The organism is Streptomyces sp. NPDC005878, from assembly GCF_040629815.1.
Taxonomy (GTDB): domain Bacteria; phylum Actinomycetota; class Actinomycetes; order Streptomycetales; family Streptomycetaceae; genus Streptomyces.
The window spans coordinates 87,987-113,276 of sequence record NZ_JBEXWK010000026.1; the positions used below are offsets into that span (position 1 = coordinate 87,987).

Consider the following 25,290-nt stretch of genomic DNA (forward strand, 5'->3'; position numbering starts at 1 on the left):
GCCGGTGCTCCCCCCGAGAGGAGCACCGGCCCTTCGCCGTATCCCTGGAGCGCCGCGACTAGAGGACGCGGACCGCGCCGGTCGGCCGGTCCCAGTCCATGCTGCGCTCGACCACACCGGTCGAGGAGTTCTGCGCGCCGACGAACTTGCCGCCGCCGACGTAGATGGCCACGTGGTACGCGGAGCCCGCACCGCCCCAGTACAGGATGTCGCCCGCCTGGAGGTTCGAGAGCGAGACCTGGCGGCCCGCGGTCGACTGGTCCTGCGAGACGCGCGGCAGGTCGATGCCCACCTGGCGGTAGGCGGCCTGCACCAGGCCCGAGCAGTCGTACGCGCTGGAGCCGGTGGCCCCGGACACGTACGCCTTGCCGACCTGGGCCAGCGCGAAGTTCACGATGGTGGCGGCGGAACCCGTGGCCGTGGAGGACGGCGTGGTGACGGAGCTGCTGCCGCCACCGGTCGAGGCCAGGGTGGTGCGCGCGGAGGAGCGGGAGGCGCGCGCGGCGGCCTCCTCCTTCGCCTTGGCCTCGGCTTCCGCCTTGGCCTTCTTCTCCGCCTCGGCCTTGGCGTCCGCGTCGGCCTTCGCCTTCTTGGCGAGCTTGGCGGCGCTGGAGGCGGCGGCGTTCTGCTCGGCCTTCAGCTGGAGGTCGGCGGCGACCTGCTGGGTGGCCTCGGAGGCGGCGGCGGCGGTGCTCGCGAGACCGGTCGTGAGCGTGGGCATCTCGATGGTCTCGGTCACCGGCTCGGCGGCGATGGCCGGGGCGGCGGCGCCTGCCACCGCGATGGTGCTGAGGACGCCACCGGCAACTCCGGCACGGAGCGCGAGCTTGGAGGCGCTGCGGCGGGGCTTCCGGTGGCTGGGTATGTGAGCGGTGTGGGACATGAGTACAACCGCTATCAGGGGTTCAGGGTTCCCTTCAAGAAACGTGTGCTGCGCCACAGTTGTGCTCGGAACGGGCGAATCCGCTTCGCGCGCGCCCTTATTGACGCCGTAACGGGCAATACGGGCACGGGCAATCACGGCTGTGATCATGTGGTTTTTATAAATAGTCCGAATTGCCCGTCGCCTACCATCCGTTCACACCGTTGGCCAAGCCCGGTTTAATCCGTGACTGTTCCGTGTGACACAGGTCACTTCGTATCCCGGCGTCATCCGTCCCGTGACCGGCTCGTGATCATGAGAGCGCGGAGGGCGGCGGCGAGGTGTCGCTTCTAGATCATTTAGCGCCGGTCCGGATCGGTCTGCGTCGTTCGGTGCGACGGTGCGGAGTTCGTGAACGCGTGCACAGGTCCACCGGCGGGCGACGCTCTCACCCGCATGAGTGAGCCGCGATCCTTTATCACCCGAACGAGTCCATCGCCAATTTGCTTGTAGGGCCCATGTCTTGATAGAGCCACACCCCGTGCGACCAGCGGTAACAGGAGCGGATGCTACGCCTTGTGATCACTCGGCCGCTTCCGGTGTGAAGATCACCGCTCATCCGACTTCATGATCCTTCGTCAGGTGGTGGAGATCACAAAGCCGTTGGCGCACCCCGTGTCGCAGATCACAGACCACCGGGCATAGGATGCGGTGCAGTCGGGCTTGTGAACTGCCTCACATGTGCGCGATCTTCGCGCGGCGGGAGGGGCGGCAGCGGCGCCCGTGTGCGGTCCAACGGTCAAGGACGACTGGAAGGAGCGAGGAGCGTGAATGCCTACGCGCCCATCCTCGTGCTCGGCGCCCTCGGGGCTGGGTTTGCGATCTTCTCCGTGGTCATGGCCACGCTTATCGGCCCAAAAAGGTACAACCGGGCGAAACTTGAGGCGTACGAGTGCGGCATCGAACCGACTCCCACGCCGGCCGGCGGCGGCCGCTTCCCCATCAAGTACTACCTGACGGCGATGCTCTTCATCGTCTTCGACATCGAGATCGTCTTCCTCTACCCCTGGGCCGTCACCTTCGACGCCCTGGGGGTCTTCGGGCTCGTGGAGATGCTGCTCTTCGTGCTCACCGTGTTCGTCGCCTACGCGTACGTATGGCGGCGCGGCGGCCTGGAATGGGACTGAGGGGCTGAGGGGCACCTATGGGACTCGAAGAGAAACTGCCGAGCGGCTTTCTGCTGACCACCGTCGAACAGGCCGCGGGCTGGGTGCGCAAGGCGTCCGTCTTCCCCGCCACCTTCGGTCTGGCCTGCTGCGCCATCGAGATGATGACGACCGGCGCCGGCCGCTACGACCTGGCCCGGTTCGGCATGGAGGTCTTCCGCGGCTCACCGCGCCAGGCGGACCTGATGATCGTGGCCGGCCGGGTCAGCCAGAAGATGGCGCCGGTCCTGCGGCAGGTCTACGACCAGATGCCGAACCCCAAGTGGGTCATCTCCATGGGGGTGTGCGCATCGTCGGGTGGAATGTTCAACAATTACGCGATTGTGCAGGGTGTCGACCACATTGTCCCGGTCGACATCTATCTGCCCGGCTGCCCGCCCCGGCCCGAGATGCTCATCGACGCGATCCTCAAGCTCCACCAGAAGATCCAGGGCTCCAAGCTCGGCGTGAACGCGGAGGAGGCCGCCCGCGAGGCGGAGGAGGCCGCCCTCAAGGCGCTGCCCACCATCGAGATGAAGGGGCTGCTGCGGTGAGCGACGACCGTACTCCCAAGGGGCCGGGCGACGGCGCCCCCGGGACGCCCGAGGCGCCCGAGAGCGGCGGCCTGCCCGCCCAGCGCGACGACACCGGCGACGTCATCGGCGTCCGCCGGGGCATGTTCGGCGCCGAGAAGGGCGGCGACACCAGCGGCTACGGCGGCCTGGTGCGCACCGTCACCCTGCCCGGCGCCTCCTCCCGCCCCTACGGCGGCTGGTTCGACGAGGTGGCCGACGAACTCGAAGGCGCCCTGGAGGAGCAGGACCTGCTCCCCGAGAACGCCATCGAGAAGACGGTCGTGGACCGCGGCGAGCTCACCTTCCACATCGCGCGCGAGCACCTCGTCCGGGTGGCCCGCACCCTGCGCGACGACCCGGCCCTGCGCTTCGAGCTCTGCACGGGCGTCAGCGGCGTCCACTTCCCCGGCGACAAGGGCCGCGAGCTGCACGCCGTCTACCACCTGCGCTCGCTCACCCACGGCCGGCTGATCCGCCTGGAGGTCACCGCTCCGGACAGCGATCCGCACCTGCCGTCCCTGGTCGCCGTCTACCCGACCAACGACTGGCACGAGCGCGAGGCCTACGACTTCTTCGGCCTGGTCTTCGACGGCCACCCCGCCCTCACCCGGATCATGATGCCGGACGACTGGCAGGGCTTCCCGCAGCGCAAGGACTACCCCCTCGGCGGCATCCCCGTCGAGTACAAGGGCGCCCAGATCCCGGCTCCGGACCAGCGGAGGTCGTACACCTGATGAGCACTTCCAGTGACGCTTCCCGCGCCTTCGCGCGGGAGACGACCGAGGGGACCGTCTACACGGTCACCGGCGGCGACTGGGACGAGGTCGCCCGCACCGCCGCCCGCGCCGACGACGAGCGCATCGTCGTCAACATGGGCCCCCAGCACCCCTCCACGCACGGTGTGCTCCGGCTGATCCTGGAGATCGACGGCGAGACCGTCACCGAGGCCCGCTGCGGCATCGGCTATCTGCACACCGGCATCGAGAAGAACCTCGAATTCCGCACCTGGACGCAGGGCACCACCTTCGTCACGCGCATGGACTACCTGACGCCGTTCTTCAACGAGACGGCGTACTGCCTGGGCGTGGAGAAGCTGCTCGGCATCACCGACCAGATCCCCGACCGCGCCTCGGTGATCCGGGTGCTCCTGATGGAGCTGAACCGGCTCTCCTCGCACCTGGTCTGCATCGCCACCGGCGGCATGGAACTCGGCGCCACCACGATCATGATCTACGGCTTCCGGGACCGCGAACTCATCCTCGACATCTTCGAGCTGATCACCGGTCTGCGGATGAACCACGCGTTCGTCCGCCCCGGCGGCCTCGCCCAGGACCTCCCGCCGGGCGCGATGGACCAGCTCCGCGAGTTCGTGAAGACGATGAAGAAGAACCTGCCGGAGTACGACAAGCTCGCCACCGGCAACCCGATCTTCAAGGCCCGGATGCAGGACGTCGGCTACCTCGACCTGACCGGCTGCATGGCGCTCGGGGCCACCGGCCCCATCCTGCGCTCCGCGGGCCTGCCGCACGACCTGCGCAAGACCGACCCGTACTGCGGCTACGAGACCTACGACTTCGAGGTCCCCACCGCCGACAGCTGCGACGCCTACGGCCGCTTCCTGGTGCGGCTGGAGGAGATGCGCCAGTCGCTGAGGGTCGTCGAGCAGTGCCTGGACCGGCTGGAGCCCGGCCCGGTCATGGTCGCCGACAAGAAGATCGCCTGGCCCGCCCAGCTCGCGCTCGGTCCGGACGGACTCGGCAACTCCCTCGACCACATCAAGAAGATCATGGGCAACTCGATGGAGTCCCTGATCCACCACTTCAAGCTGGTGACCGAGGGCTTCCGGGTGCCCCTCGGACAGGCGTACGCGGCCGTCGAGTCGCCCAAGGGCGAGCTCGGGGTGCACGTCGTGAGCGACGGAGGCACCCGCCCCTACCGGGTCCACTTCCGCGATCCGTCCTTCACCAATCTCCAGGCCATGGCGGCGATGTGCGAGGGCGGCCAGGTCGCCGACGTCATCGTGGCCGTGGCGTCCATCGACCCCGTGATGGGAGGCGTCGACCGGTGACCGAGACCACGCCGACGAGCCTGGGCATGCCCCAGTTGCCCGCGCCCGACTACCCGGCCGACGTCCGCGCCCGGCTTGAGGCGGACGCCAAGGAGGTCATCGCCCGCTATCCGGGCAGCCGTTCCGCGCTGCTGCCGCTGCTGCACCTCGTGCAGTCGGAGGAGGGCCACGTCTCCCGCACCGGGATGCGCTTCTGCGCGGAGATGCTGGACCTCACGACCGCCGAGGTGACCGCGGTGGCCACCTTCTACACCATGTACCGGCGCAAGCCCTCGGGCGACTACCAGGTGGGTGTCTGCACCAACACCCTCTGCGCGGTGATGGGCGGGGACGCCATCTTCGACGAGCTCAAGCGCCACCTCGGGGTGGGCAACGACGAGACCACCCCCGACGGCAAGGTGACGCTCGAACACATCGAGTGCAACGCCGCCTGCGACTTCGCGCCCGTGGTGATGGTCAACTGGGAGTTCTTCGACAACCAGACCCCCGAGTCGGCCAAGCGCCTCGTCGACGACCTGCGCGCGGGCAGGCCGGTGGAGCCCACCCGCGGGGCCCCGCTGTGCACCTACAAGGAGACCGCCCGCATCCTGGCCGGCTTCCCCGACGAGCGCCCCGGCGCCGTCGCGGCGAGCGGGGGCGCGGGCCCGGCCTCCCTGGTCGGCCTGCGCCTGGCCAAGGGCGAGGCACCGCAGCCGCGCGTGGTCCACCCGCGCGGCGAGGGCCCGGGCGACGAGAGTCCGCGCGACCAGGGTCCGCGCGGCGCGGGCCCCCACGACGAGGCCCAGCCCGGCTCCGGGCACCTCAGCTCGCACGACGCACCGCAGCAGACCTCTGCGTCCGACCCCGCGCACCCGGCGGGCCCGGTCGACGAGGAGGGGGAGTGATGACCTTGGCAGCCGAACTCAGCGGCAACGGGAACGGAAGCAGCCCGGAGAAACTGCTGGCGCCCGTTCTCTCCGCCTTCTGGGACCAGCCCGACTCCTGGACCCTGGAGACCTACCGCCGGCACGACGGCTACGAAGGGCTGCGCAAGGCCCTGGCGATGTCCCCGGACGACCTCATCGCTTACGTGAAGGACTCCGGGCTGCGCGGCCGGGGCGGCGCGGGCTTCCCCACGGGCATGAAGTGGCAGTTCATCCCGCAAGGTGATGGCAAACCGCACTATCTAGTTGTCAACGCCGACGAGTCGGAGCCCGGGACCTGCAAGGACATCCCGCTCCTCTTCGCCAACCCGCACAGCCTCATCGAGGGCATCGTGATCGCCTGTTACGCGATCAGGTCGTCGCACGCGTTCATCTATCTGCGCGGGGAGGTCGTCCCCGTACTGCGGAGGCTGCACGAGGCCGTGCGGGAGGCCTACGCGGCGGGCTTCCTCGGCAAGGACATCCTGGGCAGCGGCCTCGACCTCGAACTCACCGTGCACGCGGGCGCCGGCGCGTACATCTGCGGTGAGGAGACCGCCCTGCTGGACTCCCTGGAAGGCCGTCGCGGTCAGCCCCGGCTGCGTCCCCCCTTCCCCGCGGTCGCCGGTCTCTACGCGTGCCCCACTGTTGTCAACAACGTCGAGTCCATCGCCAGCGTTCCCGCGATCCTCACCCGAGGGAAAGACTGGTTCAAGTCGATGGGGAGCGAGAAGTCCCCGGGCTTCACGCTCTACTCGCTCAGCGGACACGTCGCGAGCCCCGGCCAGTTCGAGGCGCCCCTGGGCATCACGCTGCGCCAGCTGCTCGACATGAGCGGCGGGATGCGGCCGGGCCACCGGCTCAAGTTCTGGACGCCCGGCGGCTCCTCGACCCCGATGTTCACCGACGAGCACCTCGACGTCCCCCTGGACTACGAGGGCGTCGGCGCCGCGGGCTCCATGCTGGGCACCAAGGCGCTCCAGTGCTTCGACGAGACCACCTGCGTGGTGCGGGCGGTCACCCGCTGGACCGAGTTCTACGCCCACGAGTCCTGCGGTAAGTGCACGCCCTGCCGCGAAGGGACGTACTGGCTCGTCCAGTTGCTCCGCGACATCGAGGCGGGCAAGGGCGCCATGGACGACCTCGACAAGCTCTCCGACATCGCCGACAACATCAACGGCAAGTCGTTCTGCGCGCTCGGCGACGGCGCCGCCGCGCCCATCTTCTCCTCGCTCAAGTACTTCCGCGCGGAGTACGAGCAGCACATCACGGGCCGGGGCTGCCCCTTCGACCCGGCCAAGTCGACCCTGTGGGCCGACAGCCCGCACCGCACCACGGAGGTGAACGCATGACGGTGACGACTGGCGCTCCCTCCGGCGGCGGAGAGGCGGCGGTGCCGCCCGAGGACCTGGTCTCGCTGACCATCGACGGCGTGGAGATCAGCGTCCCCAAGGGCACGCTGGTGATCCGGGCCGCCGAGCAGATCGGCATCGAGATCCCCCGGTTCTGCGACCATCCGCTGCTCGACCCGGTCGGCGCCTGCCGCCAGTGCATCGTGGAGGTGGAGGGCCAGCGCAAGCCGATGGCGTCCTGCACCATCACCTGCACCGACGGCATGGTGGTCAAGTCCCAGCTGACGTCGCCGGTGGCCGAGAAGTCCCAGCGCGGGGTGATGGAGCTGCTGCTCATCAACCACCCGCTGGACTGCCCGGTCTGCGACAAGGGCGGCGAGTGCCCGCTCCAGAACCAGGCCATGCTGGTGGGCGACCCCGACACCCGCTTCGACGGCAGCAAGCGCACCTACGAGAAGCCGGTGCCGATCTCGGCGCAGGTACTGCTGGACCGCGAGCGGTGCGTGCTGTGCGCGCGCTGCACCCGCTTCTCCGAGCAGATCGCGGGCGACCCGATGATCGAGCTCCTGGAGCGCGGCGCCCTCCAGCAGGTCGGCACCGGCGAGGGCGACCCGTTCGAGTCGTACTTCTCCGGCAACACCATCCAGATCTGCCCGGTCGGCGCGCTGACCTCGGCGGCGTACCGGTTCCGCTCCCGCCCCTTCGACCTGGTCTCCTCGCCGTCGGTGTGCGAGCACTGCGCGGGCGGCTGCGCCACCCGCACCGACCACCGGCGCGGCAAGGTCATGCGGCGCCTCGCCGCCAACGACCCCGAGGTCAACGAGGAGTGGCTGTGCGACAAGGGCCGGTTCGGCTTCCGGTACGCCCAGAAGCCCGACCGGCTGACCCATCCGCTGGTGCGCAACGCGGCCGGTGAGCTGGAGCCCGCCTCCTGGCCCGAGGCGCTGGAGGCGGCCGCGGCCGGACTCAATGCCGCCCGGGGCCGCGCCGGGGTGCTCACCGGCGGCCGGCTGACCGTCGAGGACGCCTACGCGTACGCCAAGTTCGCCCGGATCGCCCTCGACACCAACGACGTCGACTTCCGCGCGCGCGTGCACTCGGCCGAGGAGGCCGACTTCCTGGCGGCGCGCGTCGCCGGGCGCGGCCACCTCACCGGGGAGGGCGTCACGTACTCCTCCCTGGAGAAGGCGCCCGCGGTGCTGCTCGCCGGGTTCGAGGCGGAGGAGGAGGCCCCCGGCGTCTTCCTGCGGCTGCGCAAGGCCTGGCGCAAGCACGGCCAGCGCACCTTCTCGCTGGCCACCCATATGACCCCGGGCCTGGAGAAGGCGGGCGGCACGCTGCTGCCCGCCGCCCCCGGCACCGAGACCGAGTGGCTGGACGCGCTGGCGGGCGGGGTGGGCCTCGACTCGGACGGCTCGGCCGCCGCCGAGGCGCTGCGCGCCCCCGGCTCCGTCATCGTGGTCGGCGAGCGCCTCGCGGCGGTCCCGGGCGCGCTGACCGCGGCCGTACGGGCCGCCACCGCGACCGGGGCCGAACTGGTGTGGATCCCGCGCCGGGCCGGCGAGCGGGGCGCGATCGAGGCGGGCGCCCTGGCGGCGCTGCTGCCGGGCGGCCGCCCCGCCACCGATCCACGCGCGCGTGAGGAGGTCGCCGCCGTCTGGGGGGTGCGCCAGCTGCCGCACCGCTTCGGACGGGACACCGGCCAGATCGTCGAGGCCGCGGCCACCGGCGAGCTGGGCGCGCTGCTGGTCGCGGGCGTCGACCCGGCCGACCTGCCGGACCCGGCACGCGCGCGTGAGGCGCTGGCGGGGGCCTTCGTGGTCTCCCTGGAGCTGCGGCCGAGCGAGGTCACCGAGCGGGCGGACGTGGTCTTCCCGGTCGCGGCCGTCGCTGAGAAGTCCGGCTTCTTCCTCAACTGGGAGGGCCGCGCCCGGATGTTCGAGGCCGCGCTGAAGCCCGAGCAGATGACCCGGCCCCTGGCGCCCGCCGACGCGCGCGTGCTGCACATGCTCGCGGACGCCATGGACGTCCACCTGGCGCTCCCCGACAACCGCGCCGCGCGCGCGGAGCTCCAGCGCCTGGGCCACTGGGACGGCCCGCGCGCCACCGAGCCCCTGGAGACCTCCCAGGCGCTGCCCCGGCCCGCCGAGGGCGAGGCGGTCCTCGCCGGCCACCGGCTGCTGCTCGACCTCGGCACCCTCCAGGAGGGCGACGAGGCGCTGGCCGCGACCCGGCACGCGGCCCTCGCCCGGCTCTCGGCGGCCACCGCGGCCGAGAGCGGCGTCAAGGACGGCGACCTGCTCCAGGTGAGCGGCCCCGCGGGCGCCGTCCGGCTGCCGCTGAAGGTCACCGAGATGCCCGACCGGGTGGTGTGGCTGCCGCTCGACTCGGTGGGCGACGGCGTGTACGCGGACACCGGAGCGGTCCCGGGCCGGATCGTCCGCATCGGCCCGGCGGCGCGTGCCGATGCCACCGTCGCCCCGGAGGTGCGGCCGTGACCGACTTCCCCTCCCGCCCCGCGGCACCGGGCGCCGCCGTCCACGTACCGGAGGTGCGCGCGTGACCCCGACCTTCCTCGCGGCCGAGGACCTCTCCCTGTTCGGCCGCGACCCCTGGTGGCTCATCGCCCTCAAGGCGGTGTTCTGCTTCGCCTTCCTGATGGTGACCGTGCTGTTCTCGATCGTCTGGGAACGCAAGGTCGTCGCCTGGATGCAGCTGCGCATCGGCCCCAACCGGCACGGCCCCTGGGGGATGCTCCAGTCCCTCGCCGACGGCATCAAACTGATGCTGAAGGAGGACGTGGTCGTCAAGCGGGCCGACAAGGTGGTCTACGTCCTGGCCCCGATCGTCGCCGCGATCCCCGCCTTCATGGCGATCGCCGTGATCCCCTTCGGGCCGTCCGGCAACGAGGTCTCGATCTTCGGCCACCGCACCACGATGCAGCTCACCGACCTGCCGATCGCGATGCTCTACGTCCTCGCGTGCGCCTCGGTCGGCATCTACGGCATCGTGCTCGCGGGCTGGTCCTCCGGGTCGACGTACCCGCTGCTCGGCGGGCTCCGCTCGTGCGCGCAGATGATCTCGTACGAGATCGCGATGGGCGCGGCCTTCGCCTCGGTCTTCCTCTACTCGGGGTCGATGTCGACCTCGGAGATCGTCGCCCAGCAGCACGACCGCTGGTACATCGTGCTGCTGCCGGTCTCGTTCATCATCTACGTGGTCACCATGGTGGGCGAGACCAACCGCGCCCCCTTCGACATGCCCGAGTCCGAGGGCGACCTCGTCGGCGGTTTCAACACCGAGTACTCGTCGATCAAGTTCGCGCTGTTCATGCTGGCCGAGTACGTCAACATGGTCACCGTCTCGGCGGTGTCGACCACCCTTTTCCTGGGCGGCTGGCGGGCCCCGTGGCCCGTGTCCACCTTCTGGGAGGGCGCCAACCACGGCTGGTGGCCGATGCTCTGGTTCGTCATCAAGGTCCAGCTGCTGCTGTTCTTCTTCATCTGGCTGCGCGGCACGCTGCCCCGCGTCCGCTACGACCAGCTGATGAAGCTCGGCTGGAAGGTCCTCATCCCGGTCTCGGTCGTCTGGCTGATGCTGGTGGCGACCGTGCGCGCGCTGCGCAACGACGGCCACGACTTCTCCAGGATCGTGCTGTACGTGGCCGGCGCGGTCGTCGCCGTCCTGCTGATCTCGCTGGTCGCGGACGTCTTCCGGGGACGCAAGGAGGAGTCGGCGGCCGAGGCCGCGCCACCCGCGTTCGACCCGATGGCGGGCGGATACCCGGTGCCACCGCTGCCCGGCCAGACCCTTCCGCCGGTGCCGCGCCGACGCCCCAGGCACGAGCGGGAGTTGGTTGTCAGTGGTGGGTCCGATACTGAGAGTGACCGTGACGGAAGGGAGGACGAGGGTGTCTAAGTCATCGGAACCGGCGGGGACTCCGGGGGAGCCCGGGGCTTCGTCCGAGGACAAGTTCCTCAACCCCGTGGCCGGCTTCGGCGTGACCTTCAAGGCCATGTTCAAGAAGCGGCTGACCGAGCAGTATCCGGAGCAGCCGAAGACCACGGCTCCCCGCTTCCACGGGCGCCACCAGCTCAACCGGCATCCGGACGGCCTGGAGAAGTGCGTCGGCTGCGAGCTGTGCGCCTGGGCCTGCCCGGCCGACGCGATCTATGTGGAGGGCGCCGACAACACGGACGAGGAGCGCTACTCGCCGGGCGAGCGGTACGGAATCGTCTACCAGATCAACTACGCCCGCTGCATCCTGTGCGGCCTGTGCATCGAGGCGTGCCCCACGCGCGCGCTGACGATGACCAACGAGTTCGAACTGGCCGACAGCAGTCGCGCGAACCTGATCTACACCAAGGAGCAGCTGCTCGCCGGGCTCGACGAGGGCATGGTCGACTCGCCGCACGCGATCCATCCCGGGATGACCGAGGGGGACTACTACCGGGGCCTGGTCACCGAGGCCGCCCCCGGCACGGTCCGCCAGGTCGCCGTCTCCAAGGGCGAGCGGCCCCCCGCCGCCGGACAGCCCGCCACCGGGGAGCAGCCCGAGGAGGTGGACGCGTGATGCAGCTCGCCGTCTCCGCCACGACGACCTCCACCGGGGAGGCGTTCCAGTTCTGGGTGCTCGCCACCGTCGCCGTCATCGGCGCGCTGTGCACCGTCCTGATGAAGAAGGCCGTGCACAGTGCGCTGTGCCTGGCCGGGACCATGATCATCCTGGCGGTCTTCTACCTCGCCAACGGGGCGTACTTCCTGGGCATCGTCCAGGTCGTCGTCTACACCGGCGCGATCATGATGCTCTTCCTCTTCGTGGTGATGCTGGTCGGTGTCACCGCCGCCGACTCGCTCCAGGAGACCATCAAGGGCCAGCGCGTCTGGGCCGCGGTCTGCGGGATCGGCTTCGGGGTGCTCCTCGTCGCGGGCATCGCCAACGCCTCCCTGAAGCACTTCGACGGCCTGAAGCAGGCCAACGCCGGGGGCAACGTGGAGGGTCTGGCCGCCCTCATCTTCACCAAGTACGTGTTCGCCTTCGAGATCACCGGCGCCCTGCTCATCACCTCGGCGATCGGCGCGATGGTGCTCACCCACCGCGAGCGCACCGAGCGCGCCAGGACCCAGCGCGAGCTCTCCGAGCAGCGCGTGCGCGAGGGCAAGCACCTGCCGCCCCTGCCGGCCCCGGGTGTCTACGCCCGGCACAACGCGGTGGACATCGCGGGCCTGCTGCCCGACGGCACGCCGTCCGAGCTCACCGTCAACCAGACGCTGCGCGGCCGCGGTCAGATCCGTGACGTGTCCAGCGAGGCGCTGTCCGACCTGAAGGCGCTGGAGCAGCGCTCCGCGGAGCGGCTCGGCCGGGAAGAGGAGGCCGCGAAGTGAATCCCGTCAACTATCTCTATCTGTCAGCCCTGTTGTTCACCATCGGCGCGGCCGGCGTGCTCATCAGGCGGAACGCGATCGTGGTCTTCATGTGCGTCGAGCTGATGCTCAACGCCTGCAACCTCGCGTTCGTGGTCTTCTCCCGGATGCACGGCAACCTCGACGGCCAGATCATCGCGTTCTTCACGATGGTCGTCGCCGCCGCGGAGGTCGTCGTCGGACTCGCGATCATCGTGTCGCTCTTCCGTTCCCGCCACTCGGCCTCGGTCGACGACGCCAGCCTGATGAAGCTCTGAGGGGTCGCTAGAACCGTGGGAAACACAGAGAACCTGATTGCGCTGCTGATCGCGGCGCCTCTGCTCGGAGCGGCCGTCCTGCTGTGCGGCGGGCGGCGGCTCGACGCCGTCGGACACTGGGTGGGCACCCTGCTCGCGGCCGTCTCCTTCGGCCTCGGCGTGGCGCTCTTCGCCGACATGCTGGGCCGCTCGGCCGACGAACGGGCGGTGCACAAGCACCTGTTCAGCTGGATCCCGGTGGAGGGCTTCCAGGCCGACGTCGGCTTCCAGCTCGACCAGCTGTCCATGACCTTCGTCCTGCTGATCACCGGTGTGGGCACCCTGATCCACATCTACTCGATCGGCTACATGGAGCACGACGAGAACCGCCGGCGCTTCTTCGGCTACCTCAACCTGTTCCTCGCGGCGATGCTCCTGCTGGTCCTCGCCGACAACTACCTGCTGCTGTACGTGGGCTGGGAGGGCGTCGGTCTGGCGTCCTACCTGCTCATCGGCTTCTGGCAGCACAAGCCGAGCGCGGCGACGGCGGCCAAGAAGGCCTTCCTGGTCAACCGGGTCGGCGACATGGGCCTGTCCATCGCCATCATGGTCATGTTCACCACCTGGGGCTCGTTCGCCTTCGCGACCGTCTTCGACCAGGTCGGCGAGACCAGTGACGGCCGCAACACGGCCATCGGTCTGATGCTGCTGCTCGCCGCCTGCGGCAAGTCCGCCCAGGTGCCGCTGCAGTCCTGGCTCGGGGACGCGATGGAGGGCCCGACCCCGGTCTCGGCCCTGATCCACGCGGCGACGATGGTGACCGCCGGCGTCTACCTGATCACCCGCTCCGGGGTGATCTTCAACGCGGTGCCGGACGTGCAGACGGTCGTGGTGGTCGTCGGCGCGGTCACGCTCCTGTTCGGTGCGATCGTCGGTTGCGCCAAGGACGACATCAAGAAGGCCCTGGCGGGCTCGACGATGTCGCAGATCGGCTACATGGTGCTCGCCACCGGCCTCGGCCCCATCGGCTACCCCTTCGCGATCATGCACCTGGTGACCCACGGCTTCTTCAAGGCCGGGCTCTTCCTCGGCGCGGGCTCCGTGATGCACGGGATGAACGACGAGGTCGACATGCGCAAGTACGGCGGCCTGCGCAAGTACATGCCGGTCACCTTCATCACCTTCGGCCTCGGCTACCTCGCCATCATCGGCTTCCCGGGCCTGTCCGGCTTCTGGTCCAAGGACAAGATCATCGAGGCGGCCTTCGCCAAGGGCGGCACCGAGGGCTGGATCCTCGGCGCGGTCACCCTGCTGGGTGCCGCCATCACCGCGTACTACATGACGCGCGTGATGCTGATGACGTTCTTCGGCGAGGAGCGCTGGCGCGACGCCCCGACCCCCTCGCCGGCCGAGCCCGGCGTGGAGCCGGCCGCCGAGCACCGCGGCGAGCACGCCCGGCCGCACCCGCACGAGTCGCCCGGCACCATGACGATCCCGATGATCGTGCTGGCCTTCGGCTCGGTCCTCGCGGGCGGGCTCTTCAGCATCAACGAGTCGTTCGTGAAGTGGCTGGAGCCGGTCACGAGCCTCTCGCACGGCGACTCGCCGGTGAGCGAGGCGGCGGTCACCGCCGCCACCGTCACGGTGCTGCTGATCGGCGTCGGCCTCGCGTACCTCCAGTACGGACGCAAGCCCGTCCCGGTCACCGCCCCGCGCGGCTCGCTGCTCACCCGGGCCGCCCGCCGCGACCTGCTCCAGGACGACTTCAACCACGTGGTCCTGGTCCGCGGCGGCGAGCACCTCACCCGCTCGCTGGTGTACGTCGACCACACCCTGGTCGACGGCGTGGTCAACGGCACCGCGGCCGGGTTCGGCGGGCTCTCCGGCCGGCTGCGCAAGCTGCAGAACGGCTTCGCCCGCAGCTACGCGGTGTCGATGTTCGGAGGCGCGGCGGTGCTCATCGCCGCGACCCTGCTGATGAGGGCGGTGTAAGGCATGTCGTTCCCCCTCCTTACCGCGACGGCGGCGCTCCCGGCGGTCGGCGCGATCGCCACCGCCGCCGTCCCGGCCGAGCGGCGGACGGCCGCCAAGTGGCTGGCGCTGCTGGTCTCGCTCGGCACGCTGGTCCTCGGCGCCGTCCAGCTCGTCCGCTTCGAGCCGGGCGGCGACCGGTACCAACTGACCGAGTCGCACGCCTGGATCAAGGACTTCGGCGTCCGCTACGAACTGGGCGTGGACGGCATCGGGGTGGCGCTGATCGCGCTCACGGTCCTGCTGATCCCGTTCGTCATCGCCGCGGGCTGGCACGACGCCGATCCCCTGGAGACGCACACCAGCCGCTGGCGCCCGACCCAGGGCTTCTTCGCCCTGATCCTCGCCGTCGAGGCGATGGTGATCCTCTCCTTCGAGGCCACCGACGTCTTCCTCTTCTACATCCTGTTCGAAGCCATGCTGATCCCGATGTACTTCCTCATCGGCGGCTTCGGCGACCGGGCCCACGGCTCGTATCGATCCGCAGCCGACGCGGCCCGGGGGGATGAGGCGGCGGCCACCCAGCGGTCGTACGCGGCGGTCAAGTTCCTGCTCTACAACCTGGTCGGCGGTCTGATCATGCTGGCCGCGGTGATCGGCCTCTACGACGTCGCCGGGACCTTCTCGCTCGACGAGATCGCGGCGGCGCGCGCGAACGGCTCGCTGGACATGGCGACCAACACCGAACGGCTGCTGTTCCTCGGCTTCTTCTTCGCCTTCGCGGTGAAGGCCCCGCTGTGGCCGCTGCACACCTGGCTGCCGAACGCGATGGGCGAGGCCACGGCCCCGGTCGCGGTGCTGATCACGGCGGTGGTCGACAAGGTCGGCACCTTCGCGATGCTCCGCTTCTGCCTCCAGCTCTTCCCCGAGGCCTCCAAGTGGGCCACACCGGTGATCCTGGTCCTCGCCGTGATCAGCATCATCTACGGGGCGCTGCTGGCGGTCGGCCAGCGCGACATCAAGCGCCTGGTGGCGTACGCGTCGATCTCGCACTTCGGGTTCATCGTCATGGGCATCTTCGCGATGACCACCCAGGGCCAGTCCGGCGCCACGCTCTACATGGTCAACCACGGGATCTCCACGGCCGCGCTGATGCTGGTGGCCGGCTTCCTGATCTCCCGCCGCGGCTCGCGACTGATCGCGGACTACGGAGGGGTGCAGAAGGTGGCCCCGCTGCTCGCGGGCACGTTCCTGGTGGGCGGTCTGGCAACCCTCTCGCTGCCGGGCCTCGCGCCCTTCGTGAGCGAGTTCCTGGTCCTGGTGGGCACGTTCAGCCGCTATCCGGCGATCGGCGTGATCGCCACGCTGGGCATCGTGCTGGCCGCGCTGTACGTGCTGGTGCTCTACCAGCGGACGATGACCGGCCCGGTCAAGGACGAGGTGCGGGGCATGCCCGACCTGAAGGTCCGCGAGCTGCTGGTGGTCGCCCCGCTGATCGCGCTCCTGGTCTTCCTCGGGGTCTACCCCAAGCCGCTGACCGACATCGTCAACCCGGCGGTCCAGCACACCATGTCCGACGTACACAAGAAGGACCCCGAGCCCGTGGTGGAGGCGGCCCAGTGAGCACAGCAGCAGCTGTCCACAGCCTGTGGACGACGGCGGCCGACGGGAAGGTCGACAAGATCCCGGCGCCGCACATCGAGTACGCCCAGCTGGCACCCACGCTGATCGTGCTCGGCGCGGCGGTGGTGGGCGTGCTGGTCGAGGCGTTCGTCCCGCGCAGAAGCCGGTACTACGCCCAGGTGTTCCTCTCCGTCGTGGCGCTCGCCGCCGCCTTCGCCGCGGTCGTCGCGCTCGCAGCGGACGGGTACGGCACGACGAAGGCGCACATCGCGGCGATGGGCGCGGTGGCCGTCGACGGCCCGGCGCTCTTCCTCCAGGGGACCATTCTCCTCGCCTCGATCGTCGCCGTCTTCACCTTCGCCGAGCGCCGCCTCGACCCCGACGCCCACGGCAACCGGGTCGACTCCTTCGCCGCGCAGGCCGCGTCCGTGCCCGGCAGCGACAGCGAGAAGGAGGCGGTCAAGGCCGGTTTCACCACCACCGAGGTCTTCCCGCTGGCGCTCTTCGCCGTCTCCGGCATGCTGGTGTTCCCGGCGGCCAACGACCTGCTGACGCTCTTCGTGGCGCTGGAGGTCTTCTCCCTGCCGCTCTACCTGCTCTGCGCGCTGGCCCGCCGCAAGCGGCTGATGTCGCAGGAAGCGGCCGTGAAGTACTTCCTGCTCGGCGCCTTCTCGTCGGCGTTCCTGCTGTTCGGCATCGCGCTTCTGTACGGATACGCGGGCTCCGTCCAGTACGCGACGATCGCGGACGTCGTCGACGGCACGGTCCAGACCGTGGACCCGGCGCTCGCGGGCACCATGGGCAACGACGCGCTGCTGCTGATCGGCGGCGCGATGCTCCTGATGGGGCTGCTGTTCAAGGTCGGCGCGGTGCCGTTCCACATGTGGACGCCGGACGTCTACCAGGGCGCTCCCACCCCGGTCACCGGCTTCATGGCCGCCGCCACCAAGGTCGCCGCCTTCGGCGCGCTGCTGCGGCTGCTGTACGTGGTGCTGCCCGGGATGCGCTGGGACTGGCGGCCGGTCATGTGGGGCGTCGCCATCGTCACGATGGTCGGCGGCGCGATCGTGGCGATCACCCAGACCGACATCAAGCGGCTCCTCGCGTACTCGTCGATCGCGCACGCGGGCTTCATCCTCGCCGGTGTGATCGCGACCAACGCGGACGGCATCTCGTCGGTGCTGTTCTACCTCGGCGCGTACTCGTTCGTGACGATCGGGGCGTTCGCGGTCGTCACGCTGGTGCGCGACGCGGGCGGCGAGGCGACGCACCTGTCCAAGTGGGCCGGGCTCGGCCGCCGTTCGCCCCTGGTGGCGGCGGTGTTCGCGGTCTTCCTGCTCGCCTTCGCCGGCATCCCGCTGACCTCCGGCTTCACGGGGAAGTTCGCGGTCTTCAAGGCGGCGGCGGAGGGAGGCGCGGGGGCGCTGGTCGTGGTCGGTGTGATCTCCTCGGCGATCGCCGCGTTCTTCTACATCCGGGTGATCGTCCTGATGTTCTTCAGCGAGCCCAAGGCGGACGGGCCGACCGTGGCCGTTCCCTCGCCGCTGACGATGACGGCGATCGGCGTCGGCGTCGCGGTGACGCTGGTGCTGGGCGTGGCGCCGCAGTACTTCCTGGATCTGGCCGGCCAGGCGGGGGTCTTCGTGCGGTAAGCGCCCCCGGGAGGTCCAGGAGCCCCGGTACGTCCCCTCGTGCCGGGGCTCCGCGCTACCCCCGTCAGGACCCTGTGGATAACTTTTCAGCTCGTCCGACCTGCGGTTATGGCGCGATCCGGTCCGACTGCGGCAGGGCGTGTCCGCCCGGACCCCTATCGTGGCAGGGGTGGCGGAGTTACGAGGACGACGGTGGGGGACGGTGGGATGAACGGGACAGAAGGGGCGGTCGAGGTGGTGGACCAGCCGGTGGCCGGGACGACGGACGGGCCGGCGGCCGGGAGCGAGGCGCTGCGGACGCTGAACCGGGTCTTCGGCTACGAGAGCTTCCGCGGCGACCAGGGCGCGGTCATCGAGCACGTGGTGAACGGCGGCGACGCCGTGGTGCTCATGCCCACGGGCGCCGGAAAGTCGCTCTGCTACCAGATCCCCGCCCTGGTCAGACCCGGTACGGGAGTGGTGGTCTCGCCCCTCATCGCCCTGATGCAGGACCAGGTCGACGCACTGCGGGCGCTCGGCGTGCGGGCCGGCTTCATCAACTCCACGCAGGACTTCGACGAGCGCCGCACGGTGGAGGCGGAGCTCCTCGCGGGCGAGCTCGACCTGCTCTACCTGGCCCCGGAGCGGCTGCGCGTGGAGGCCACGCTCGACCTGCTCTCCCGGGCGAAGATCTCCGTCTTCGCGATCGACGAGGCGCACTGCGTGGCGCAGTGGGGCCACGACTTCCGCCCGGACTACCTGGCGCTGTCGATGCTGGGGGAGCGCTGGCCGGACGTGCCGCGCATCGCCCTGACGGCGACGGCGACGCGGGTCACCCACCGCGAGATCACCGACCGGCTCGTGATGCCCAGGGCCCGCCACTTCGAGGCGAGCTTCGACCGGCCCAACATCCAGTACCGGATCGTGCCGAAGAACGACCCCAAGAAGCAGCTCCTGACCTTCCTCAAGGAGGAGCACGAGGGGGACGCGGGCATCGTCTACTGCCTCTCGCGCGCCTCGGTGGAGAAGACCGCCCAGTATCTGAGCGACAACGCCGTGGCGGCCGTGCCGTACCACGCGGGCCTGGACGCGGCCACGCGCGCGCTGCACCAGTCCCGCTTCCTGCGCGAGGACGGCCTGGTCGTGGTGGCGACCATCGCGTTCGGCATGGGCATCGACAAGCCCGACGTGCGGTTCGTGGCCCACCTGGACCTGCCCAAGTCGGTCGAGGGGTACTACCAGGAGACGGGCCGCGCGGGCCGCGACGGCCTGCCGTCCACCGCGTGGATGGCGTACGGCCTCCAGGACGTGGTCCAGCAGCGCAAGCTCATCCAGGGCGGTGAGGGCGACGAGGCGTTCCGGCGCCGGGCGGGCGCCCATCTGGACTCGATGCTGGCGCTCTGCGAGACCGCCGAGTGCCGCCGCGCCCAGCTCCTCCAGTACTTCGGCCAGGACGCCCCGGCCGCCCACTGCGGCAACTGCGACACCTGTCTGAACCCGCCGGAGACCTGGGACGGCACGGTGGCCGCCCAGAAGGTGCTCTCGACGGTCGTACGGCTGGAGCGGGAGCGGCGCCAGAAGTTCGGGGCGGGCCAGATCATCGACATCCTGCTCGGCCGCAAGACCGCCAAGGTCATCCAGTTCGACCACGACGGGCTGTCGGTGTTCGGCATCGGCGAGGACCTCTCCGAGGCACAGTGGCGGGGCGTGGTGCGGCAGTTGCTCGCCCAGGGCCTGCTGGCGGTGGAGGGCGAGTACGGGACGCTGGTCCTGACCGGGACGAGCGGGGAGGTCCTGGGCGGCGGGCGCGAGGTCAGGCTCCGCTCGGAGCCGGCGAAGCCCGAGCGCGCGCCCCGGGCACGTGGTGCGGGCAAGGCCAAGGCCGCCCCGGCCGACTTCCCGCAGGAGGCCGCCCCGCTCTTCGAGGCCCTGCGCGCCTGGCGGGCCGCGCAGGCCCGCGAGCAGGGCGTCCCCGCGTATGTGATCTTCCATGACGCCACCCTGCGGGAGATCGCCGTGGCCCGCCCCGGTTCGGTGGAGGAGCTGGGCACGATCGCCGGGGTGGGCGAGAAGAAGCTGGTGACGTACGGCGAGGGCGTGCTGGCGGTGCTGGGGGAGCAGGAGTAGGCGGAGGGGCGCGCCGGGCGCCCCTCCGCCTGTCCCGCCAGGACTCGGAACCTGTCCCGCCAGGACTCGATGCCTGTCCCGTCAGGTTCCGGCGCCTGTCCCGTCAGGACTCGACGATCCGGCCCGTGACCTCGCCGAGCCCGACCCGGACGCCGTCCGGGCCGGGGGCCCACGCGGTCATGGTGACGACGTCGCCGTCCTCCAGGAACGTGCGCTTGCCGGTGGTGAGGTCCATCGGCTCCGTACCGTTCCAGGTGAGCTCAAGGAAGGAGCCGCGCTGGTCGCGCTCGGGGCCGCTCACGGTCCCCGAGCCGTACACGTCGCCGGTGCGCAGCGAGGCGCCGTTCACCGTCATGTGGGCGAGCTGCTGGGCGGCGGTCCAGTACATGCCGGCGAACGGCGGCTCGGCCACCACCTGCCCGTTGAGGGCGACCGAGATGTGGATGTCGAAGCCCCCCGGCACCTCCGCCGACGCGTCGTCGAGGTAGGGCAGCAGCGGGAAGTCCCGCGCGGGCGGGGCCACCCGGGCGGCCGTCAGCGCCTCCAGCGGCGTCACCCACGCCGAGACGGAGGTGGCGAAGGACTTGCCGAGGAAGGGGCCCAGCGGCACGTACTCCCATGCCTGGATGTCCCGCGCCGACCAGTCGTTCAGCAGGAACAGACCGAAGACGTGGTCCTCGAAGGAGGCCAGCTCCACCGGCCTGCCCAGCTCGGAGGGGGTGCCCACCACGAAGCCCACCTCGGCCTCGATGTCCAGCTTCACCGAGGGGCCGAACACCGGCGCCGGGTCCGAGGGCGCCTTGCGCTGCCCGTGCGGGCGGGCCACGTCCGTCCCCGACACCACGATCGTGCCGGACCGGCCGTGGTAACCGATGGGCAGGTGCTTCCAGTTGGGGGTGAGCGCGTCCCCGTCCGGCCGGAAGATCCGGCCCACGTTGGTGGCGTGGTGCTCGCTCGCGTAGAAGTCGACGTAGTCCGCGACCTCGTACGGCAGGTGCAGGGTGACCGTGTCCAGCGGGTGCAGCAGGGGCTCTATGTCGGGCCGGTGCGCGGGCACCGTCACCCACGCGGTGAGCGCGCGCCGCACATCGCGCCAGGCCGTGCGCCCGGCCGCGAGCAGCGGGTTGAGCGTGGGCCTGGCGAGCAGCGCCGCGTACGGGGAGCCGAGCGCGTGCGCGGCGGCCCCCGCGTCGAGGACATGGTTGCCGATGCGGACGCCGACGCGGCGGTGGTCGGGCGCGTCGGGCGTGGAGAAGACGCCGTACGGAAGGTTGTGCGGGCCGAAGGGGTCGCCCTCGGCCAGGTCGAGCGGGCTCTGCTCGGACATCTGTGCCTGCCTCGCTTTCCACGGGTGTTCAGGACACGTTACGTCGGCGGTGGTCGCGCGGGCAGGGCCCAAAGAGTGTGCGATGTCCGGAAACTCCCCGTCGGGGAGGGACGGTTGCCCCCTTCCTCCTGGCGCTCCTCGCGCGGCGCCGGACCCTTTCAGCCCGCCGTCCGGGGGATGCGTTTCTCCCAGGTCCGGTGGAAGACGATCTCGTCGCCGTCCCGGCACACCACCTCGTCCGAGGCGAGGAAGTCCGCCGCGTCGCAAGCGAGCTCGGAGCGGGTGGTGATGGTCACGTTCCAGGCGAGCTCCGGCCGGTGCAGCCGCAGGCTCCAGTCGGAGCGGGTGCGGGCGGACTGCGGGTCCGCCTCCTCGATGGTGTACGTCTCCACCACCTCCTCGGTGACCTCGAGACCGTCGGGGTGGACCTTCGTACCGCCGGAGCGGGGCGCCACTTCCAGGCGCCACTCGCCCTTGGCGACATCGCGGACGACCAGGCGCTCGGGCCGGGGCTCGTCCAGCGGCTCGGGGCAGACCACGCCGAGCGGCGCCGCCTGCTCGGGCTCGTCGAAGACGACGGTGTCGGCCGTGTGCTCACGGACGGGCAGGCTCAGGGCGCTGTCCTGCGGGTCGAGCGTGAAGCCCGCCGAGTCCGCCTGCGGCCAGAGCCACGGCCAGTACGCCGAGGAGACGGCCAGGCGGACGCGGTGGCCGGGCGGGAAGCTGTGGCCGATGGCGGCGAGGGGAAACGTCACGTCCTGGGTGGCGCCCAGCGGCCAGGCGTCCGCGCGGTCCGGTCCCTCGCGCGCGGACAGGTTGAGCGCGCCCCGGGTGACCAGCGTGGACGAGCCGTCCGGCGCCACATCGCACAGCCGCGCGACGGCCTGCCCGAACGGCACGTCCACCCGCAGCCGCAGCGTCACCCGCGGGCACCCCAGGATCTCCAGCGGCGGCCCGTCCGGCACCGGGTAGTCGAACACCGCCGAGTGCGCGTCCTCGGCGCGCTGGTCCGGCGGCAGGTCGCCGTCGCCGCCGGACGGGAGGAAGCGGCCCGCGTCCAGACCGGTGTGCTGCGGGGAGGCGACCCGGACCGGAGTGCCCCCGAGCGTGTACACGACAGGGGTGACGTGCGGTGAGGGCCAGGCCGGGTCGCCGACCCAGCGGCCGGGCAGCTCCCCGTAGACCGTGGCGGGCCGGTGCGAGCCGCTGATCCAGGAGCGCAGCAGCGGCTCGTCCATGATCCCGCTGTCCCGTCCCCGGAGCCACTGGTCCCACCAGCGCAGGCTCTCCTGGAGGAAGCCGATGGCGGGCCCCGGCGGAAGGCCCCGGTCCGGGTACTGGTGCGACCACGGCCCGATCAGCCCGCGCACCCAGTCCGCGGGCAGGTGCTCCACCAGGCGCAGCACGCTGTCCCGGTACGGGTCGTGCCAGCCGCCCACCGCGAGCACGGCGGCCCGGATCGCCCCGTACTCCTCGCGGACGCTGCCGTGCCTCCAGTAGTCGTCGCGCCGCTGGTGGGCCAGCCAGGTGTGCAGCGGCGGCTCCAGGGCCTCCAGCCGCTCCGCCCACAGCCGGCTCCACCGCTCGCCGACGTGTGCCGGGTCCGGCGGGCGTGCCGTGAACGCCAGCGTCCTCGCCGCCCGCGCGTGCATGGCTTCCGCGAGGACGGAACCTCCCAGGTAGTGCCCGTCGTTGTCATAGCGGTCGTCCGGCGCGCAGACGGTGACGACCGCCTTGAGCGGCCCGGGCGCCAGGGCCGCGATCTTGAGGGAGTTGAAGCCGCCCCAGGAGATCCCGATCATGCCGACCTTGCCGTCGCACCAGGGCCGCGCGGCGAGCCACTCGACGACCGCGACCCCGTCCGCGAGCTCGGTCGCGTCGCACCGGTCGCCCGGCAGCCCCTCGCTGTTGCCGTGCCCGCGCACGTCGACGCGTACGCAGGCGTAGCCGTGCCCCGCGTACCAGGGATGGCGCTGCCGGTCGCGCGGCGCGGTGGCGTCGGTGAGGCGGTGGGGCACGTATTCGAGCAGCGCCGGGACCGGCTCCTCGGTCACCGGGCGCCAGATCCGCGCGTACAGCCTCGTCCCGTCCGGGAGCGGGACGAGCACGTCCGCGCGCGTGGTCTCGTACGGGAAGTCGGTGCGGATCCGCATGGTCAGCTACCCCTCGGCGCCGGGCCGGGCACGGTCTCGGTGGGTGTTCCGGACAATCAGCATCTTTCCTAAGATATTGGCTGATCACGAACATACCGGGGTCCATCGGGCTGTGCGCGGGGGGTGACGGGAAGGCGCCAACGGTGATCGAACAACGACCGGATACGCTGACTTGAGTGAAGGCAGCGACACATCGACAATCCGTGTGATCGTCAGCAGACAGGAGTACCTCTCGTGACCGTCGTCGGGCCGTTCGGGCTGAGCGTGCGGGACCAGGCTCTTGAGGCCGATGTCCAGACCGGATTGGCGGCAGTCGAGGCGGGCCTGCTCGACGCCACCAAGAGCGAGGTCCCCTTCATCACGGAGGCCGCGCAGCACCTCGTGCGCGCGGGCGGCAAACGCTTCCGGCCGCTGCTCGTGATGCTCGCCGCGCAGTTCGGCGACCCGTACGCGCCGGGTGTCGTGCCCTCGGCGGTGGTCGTGGAGCTCACGCATCTGGCGACGCTCTACCACGACGACGTCATGGACGAGGCCGAGGTGCGGCGCGGGGTGGCCAGCGCCAACGTCCGCTGGGACAACTCGGTCGCGGTCCTCACCGGCGACTTCCTGTTCGCCCGCGCCTCGCACATACTGGCCGACCTGGGCCCGGAGGCCGTGCGCATCCAGGCCGAGGCCTTCGAACGGCTGGTCACCGGCCAGATCCTGGAGACCGCGGGCCCGCGCGACGGCCGCGACCCCGTGGACCACTACCTCGACGTACTCGCCGGCAAGACCGGCTCGCTGGTGGCCGTCTCCGGCCGCTTCGGCGCGATGATGTCCGGCGCCGACGAGTCGGTCGTGGACATCCTCACCCAGTACGGCGAGCGGCTCGGTACCGCCTTCCAGCTGGCCGACGACGTCCTGGACATCGCCAGCGACTCGCACGAGTCCGGCAAGACCCCCGGCACCGACCTGCGCGAGGGCATCCCCACACTGCCGGTCCTGCACCTGCGGGCGCACGCCGCCCAGCACGGCCGCCCGGAGGACCTGGAGCTCGTCGCGCTGCTCGACGGCGACCTGACGGACGACGCCCGGCACGCCGAGGCGCTGCGCCGGCTGCGGGTCCACCCGGCCCTCGAACAGGCCCGCAGGGACACCGTGCGGTACGCGGAGGAGGCCCGCGCCACGCTGGCGCCGCTCCCCGAGTGCTACGCGAAGGCGGCTCTGGAGGAGCTGTGCGACGCGGTGGTGCACCGCGCGGGCTAGGCCCGGTCCCCGCCCGTCCGGACGGTTTCCTCAGTACCCGGAGCCGCTCGGCGGTGTGCTGACACCGCCGGAGGTCGTGCCGCCGCCCGTGTCGGCGGTGGCCTTTCCCCCCGCCGGGGTGATCGCGAACCAGGTGCCGGCGGCGCCCTGCCCGTACGCCTGGTGGGGCGCGTCGTCCTTGGCGTACCGGTAGAGCGGCCAGCCCCCGAGGGTGAGCTGGGTCGTGCCGTCGGGGCGGGCGACCTTGCCGACCAGCGCCCTGTCGACGCCCTTGACGGTCGGCGCGGCGGTGGCGGGGACGGGCGGCCAGATCGCCGCGCAGGCGGCCAGACAGGCGGAGCGGGACGGCTTCGCGCTGTCCTTGTCGAAGCGGTAGAGGACGTATCCGTCGCCGTCCGTGACCACCGTGCCGACCTTGTCGACCCGGGTCGCGCTGAGGGCGGAGGCGGCCCGTTCCGGGGTCGCGGGTGCCGTCGTGGACTGTCCGTCGTGCGTACTGGTGCCGCTTCCGCACCCGGTGGCGGCCAGCGCCAGGACGGCTGTCCCGGCCGCCGTGCCGAAGGCGATGCGGTGGACGCTGAGCATGGCG

The 25,290-nt window shown here is 70.9% G+C and carries 20 protein-coding genes; 16 read left to right on the forward strand and 4 right to left on the reverse strand.

Annotated elements, in window-relative coordinates; genetic code table 11:
* Positions 1-58: 58 nt before the first annotated feature.
* Positions 59-883, reverse strand: coding sequence for a C40 family peptidase (locus ABZ404_RS29850; RefSeq protein ID WP_358832685.1), 825 nt, complete (start codon positions 881-883; stop codon positions 59-61).
* Positions 884-1,689: 806 nt separating this feature from the next.
* On the opposite strand from ABZ404_RS29850, the gene ABZ404_RS29855 reads away from it, so the two are divergent.
* From ABZ404_RS29855 to recQ, 15 genes are all read left to right on the forward strand, one after another.
* A complete protein-coding gene (locus tag ABZ404_RS29855; protein ID WP_007383963.1) occupies positions 1,690-2,049 on the forward strand; it encodes an NADH-quinone oxidoreductase subunit A in 360 nt (119 codons plus the stop codon).
* Positions 2,050-2,066: 17 nt separating this feature from the next.
* Entirely contained in the window at positions 2,067-2,621 is a 555-nt protein-coding gene (locus ABZ404_RS29860; RefSeq protein ID WP_067163033.1) for an NADH-quinone oxidoreductase subunit B, read from the forward strand.
* A 71-nt stretch (positions 2,622-2,692) separates the two neighbouring features.
* Positions 2,693-3,376, forward strand: a complete 684-nt coding sequence (locus ABZ404_RS29865) for an NADH-quinone oxidoreductase subunit C (protein ID WP_358832694.1) — start codon at positions 2,693-2,695, stop codon at positions 3,374-3,376.
* Positions 3,376-4,710 (forward strand): NADH-quinone oxidoreductase subunit D, encoded by a 1,335-nt coding sequence (locus ABZ404_RS29870; RefSeq protein WP_358832684.1) that lies wholly within the window; start codon positions 3,376-3,378, stop codon positions 4,708-4,710. The genes ABZ404_RS29865 and ABZ404_RS29870 overlap by 1 nt, the downstream gene beginning before the upstream one ends.
* Before the next feature lie 26 nt (positions 4,711-4,736).
* Complete coding sequence (nuoE, locus tag ABZ404_RS29875; protein WP_358832693.1) at positions 4,737-5,594, forward strand: NADH-quinone oxidoreductase subunit NuoE; 858 nt, start codon at positions 4,737-4,739, stop codon at positions 5,592-5,594.
* Positions 5,594-6,964: an NADH-quinone oxidoreductase subunit NuoF gene (nuoF, locus tag ABZ404_RS29880; RefSeq protein WP_358832683.1), complete on the forward strand. Its 1,371-nt coding sequence runs from the start codon at positions 5,594-5,596 to the stop codon at positions 6,962-6,964. The genes nuoE and nuoF overlap by 1 nt, the downstream gene beginning before the upstream one ends.
* The gene (locus tag ABZ404_RS29885; RefSeq protein ID WP_358832682.1) at positions 6,961-9,462 is read left to right on the forward strand and encodes an NADH-quinone oxidoreductase subunit G; all 2,502 of its coding nucleotides are present in this window, start codon (positions 6,961-6,963) and stop codon (positions 9,460-9,462) included. Before nuoF ends, ABZ404_RS29885 begins: the two co-directional genes overlap by 4 nt.
* A 61-nt stretch (positions 9,463-9,523) precedes the next feature.
* On the forward strand, positions 9,524-10,882 hold the full coding sequence (nuoH, locus tag ABZ404_RS29890) for an NADH-quinone oxidoreductase subunit NuoH (RefSeq protein ID WP_358832681.1): 1,359 nt from the start codon (positions 9,524-9,526) through the stop codon (positions 10,880-10,882).
* A 67-nt stretch (positions 10,883-10,949) separates the two neighbouring features.
* The gene (gene nuoI / locus ABZ404_RS29895) at positions 10,950-11,537 is read left to right on the forward strand and encodes an NADH-quinone oxidoreductase subunit NuoI (protein ID WP_358832692.1); all 588 of its coding nucleotides are present in this window, start codon (positions 10,950-10,952) and stop codon (positions 11,535-11,537) included.
* Positions 11,537-12,349: an NADH-quinone oxidoreductase subunit J gene (locus ABZ404_RS29900; protein ID WP_358832691.1), complete on the forward strand. Its 813-nt coding sequence runs from the start codon at positions 11,537-11,539 to the stop codon at positions 12,347-12,349. The genes nuoI and ABZ404_RS29900 overlap by 1 nt, the downstream gene beginning before the upstream one ends.
* Positions 12,346-12,645, forward strand: a complete 300-nt coding sequence (gene nuoK / locus ABZ404_RS29905; RefSeq protein WP_067163047.1) for an NADH-quinone oxidoreductase subunit NuoK — start codon at positions 12,346-12,348, stop codon at positions 12,643-12,645. The genes ABZ404_RS29900 and nuoK overlap by 4 nt, the downstream gene beginning before the upstream one ends.
* Before the next feature lie 15 nt (positions 12,646-12,660).
* Positions 12,661-14,616, forward strand: coding sequence for an NADH-quinone oxidoreductase subunit L (gene nuoL, locus ABZ404_RS29910; RefSeq protein WP_358832680.1), 1,956 nt, complete (start codon positions 12,661-12,663; stop codon positions 14,614-14,616).
* A gap of 3 nt (positions 14,617-14,619) precedes the next feature.
* Positions 14,620-16,218 (forward strand): NADH-quinone oxidoreductase subunit M, encoded by a 1,599-nt coding sequence (locus ABZ404_RS29915; RefSeq protein WP_358832679.1) that lies wholly within the window; start codon positions 14,620-14,622, stop codon positions 16,216-16,218.
* Positions 16,215-17,870, forward strand: coding sequence for an NADH-quinone oxidoreductase subunit NuoN (gene nuoN, locus ABZ404_RS29920; RefSeq protein WP_358832678.1), 1,656 nt, complete (start codon positions 16,215-16,217; stop codon positions 17,868-17,870). The genes ABZ404_RS29915 and nuoN overlap by 4 nt, the downstream gene beginning before the upstream one ends.
* Before the next feature lie 207 nt (positions 17,871-18,077).
* Positions 18,078-19,976 (forward strand): DNA helicase RecQ, encoded by a 1,899-nt coding sequence (gene recQ, locus ABZ404_RS29925; protein WP_358832677.1) that lies wholly within the window; start codon positions 18,078-18,080, stop codon positions 19,974-19,976.
* Between the two features lie 103 nt (positions 19,977-20,079).
* Here recQ and fahA read toward each other — a convergent pair whose 3' ends face one another.
* Both fahA and ABZ404_RS29935 read right to left on the reverse strand, forming a co-directional pair.
* Positions 20,080-21,303 carry a fumarylacetoacetase gene (gene fahA / locus ABZ404_RS29930; RefSeq protein WP_358832676.1) on the reverse strand — a complete coding sequence of 408 codons (1,224 nt, stop codon included), beginning with the start codon at positions 21,301-21,303 and terminating at the stop codon, positions 20,080-20,082.
* A 158-nt stretch (positions 21,304-21,461) separates the two neighbouring features.
* Positions 21,462-23,456, reverse strand: coding sequence for a CocE/NonD family hydrolase (locus ABZ404_RS29935; RefSeq protein WP_358832675.1), 1,995 nt, complete (start codon positions 23,454-23,456; stop codon positions 21,462-21,464).
* A 234-nt stretch (positions 23,457-23,690) separates the two neighbouring features.
* On the opposite strand from ABZ404_RS29935, the gene ABZ404_RS29940 reads away from it, so the two are divergent.
* Positions 23,691-24,701: a polyprenyl synthetase family protein gene (locus ABZ404_RS29940; protein ID WP_358832674.1), complete on the forward strand. Its 1,011-nt coding sequence runs from the start codon at positions 23,691-23,693 to the stop codon at positions 24,699-24,701.
* Between the two features lie 30 nt (positions 24,702-24,731).
* Here ABZ404_RS29940 and ABZ404_RS29945 read toward each other — a convergent pair whose 3' ends face one another.
* On the reverse strand, positions 24,732-25,286 hold the full coding sequence (locus tag ABZ404_RS29945) for a hypothetical protein (RefSeq protein WP_358832673.1): 555 nt from the start codon (positions 25,284-25,286) through the stop codon (positions 24,732-24,734).
* Positions 25,287-25,290: the final 4 nt, after the last annotated feature.

Excerpts from the sequence above, each read along its gene's own strand:
- ABZ404_RS29885 (WP_358832682.1), top strand. The coding sequence starts at position 6,961 with ATGACGGTGACGACTGGCGCTCCCTCCGGCGGCGGAGAGGCGGCGGTG.
- ABZ404_RS29900 (WP_358832691.1), top strand. The coding sequence starts at position 11,537 with ATGCAGCTCGCCGTCTCCGCCACGACGACCTCCACCGGGGAGGCGTTC.
- ABZ404_RS29945 (WP_358832673.1), bottom strand. The coding sequence starts at position 25,286 with ATGCTCAGCGTCCACCGCATCGCCTTCGGCACGGCGGCCGGGACAGCC.
- ABZ404_RS29860 (WP_067163033.1), top strand. The coding sequence starts at position 2,067 with ATGGGACTCGAAGAGAAACTGCCGAGCGGCTTTCTGCTGACCACCGTC.
- fahA (WP_358832676.1), bottom strand. The coding sequence starts at position 21,303 with ATGTCCGAGCAGAGCCCGCTCGACCTGGCCGAGGGCGACCCCTTCGGC.
- recQ (WP_358832677.1), top strand. The coding sequence starts at position 18,078 with ATGAACGGGACAGAAGGGGCGGTCGAGGTGGTGGACCAGCCGGTGGCC.
- ABZ404_RS29915 (WP_358832679.1), top strand. The coding sequence starts at position 14,620 with ATGTCGTTCCCCCTCCTTACCGCGACGGCGGCGCTCCCGGCGGTCGGC.
- nuoE (WP_358832693.1), top strand. The coding sequence starts at position 4,737 with ATGCCCCAGTTGCCCGCGCCCGACTACCCGGCCGACGTCCGCGCCCGG.
- ABZ404_RS29850 (WP_358832685.1), bottom strand. The coding sequence starts at position 883 with ATGTCCCACACCGCTCACATACCCAGCCACCGGAAGCCCCGCCGCAGC.
- nuoF (WP_358832683.1), top strand. The coding sequence starts at position 5,594 with ATGACCTTGGCAGCCGAACTCAGCGGCAACGGGAACGGAAGCAGCCCG.
- ABZ404_RS29935 (WP_358832675.1), bottom strand. The coding sequence starts at position 23,456 with ATGCGGATCCGCACCGACTTCCCGTACGAGACCACGCGCGCGGACGTG.
- ABZ404_RS29870 (WP_358832684.1), top strand. The coding sequence starts at position 3,376 with ATGAGCACTTCCAGTGACGCTTCCCGCGCCTTCGCGCGGGAGACGACC.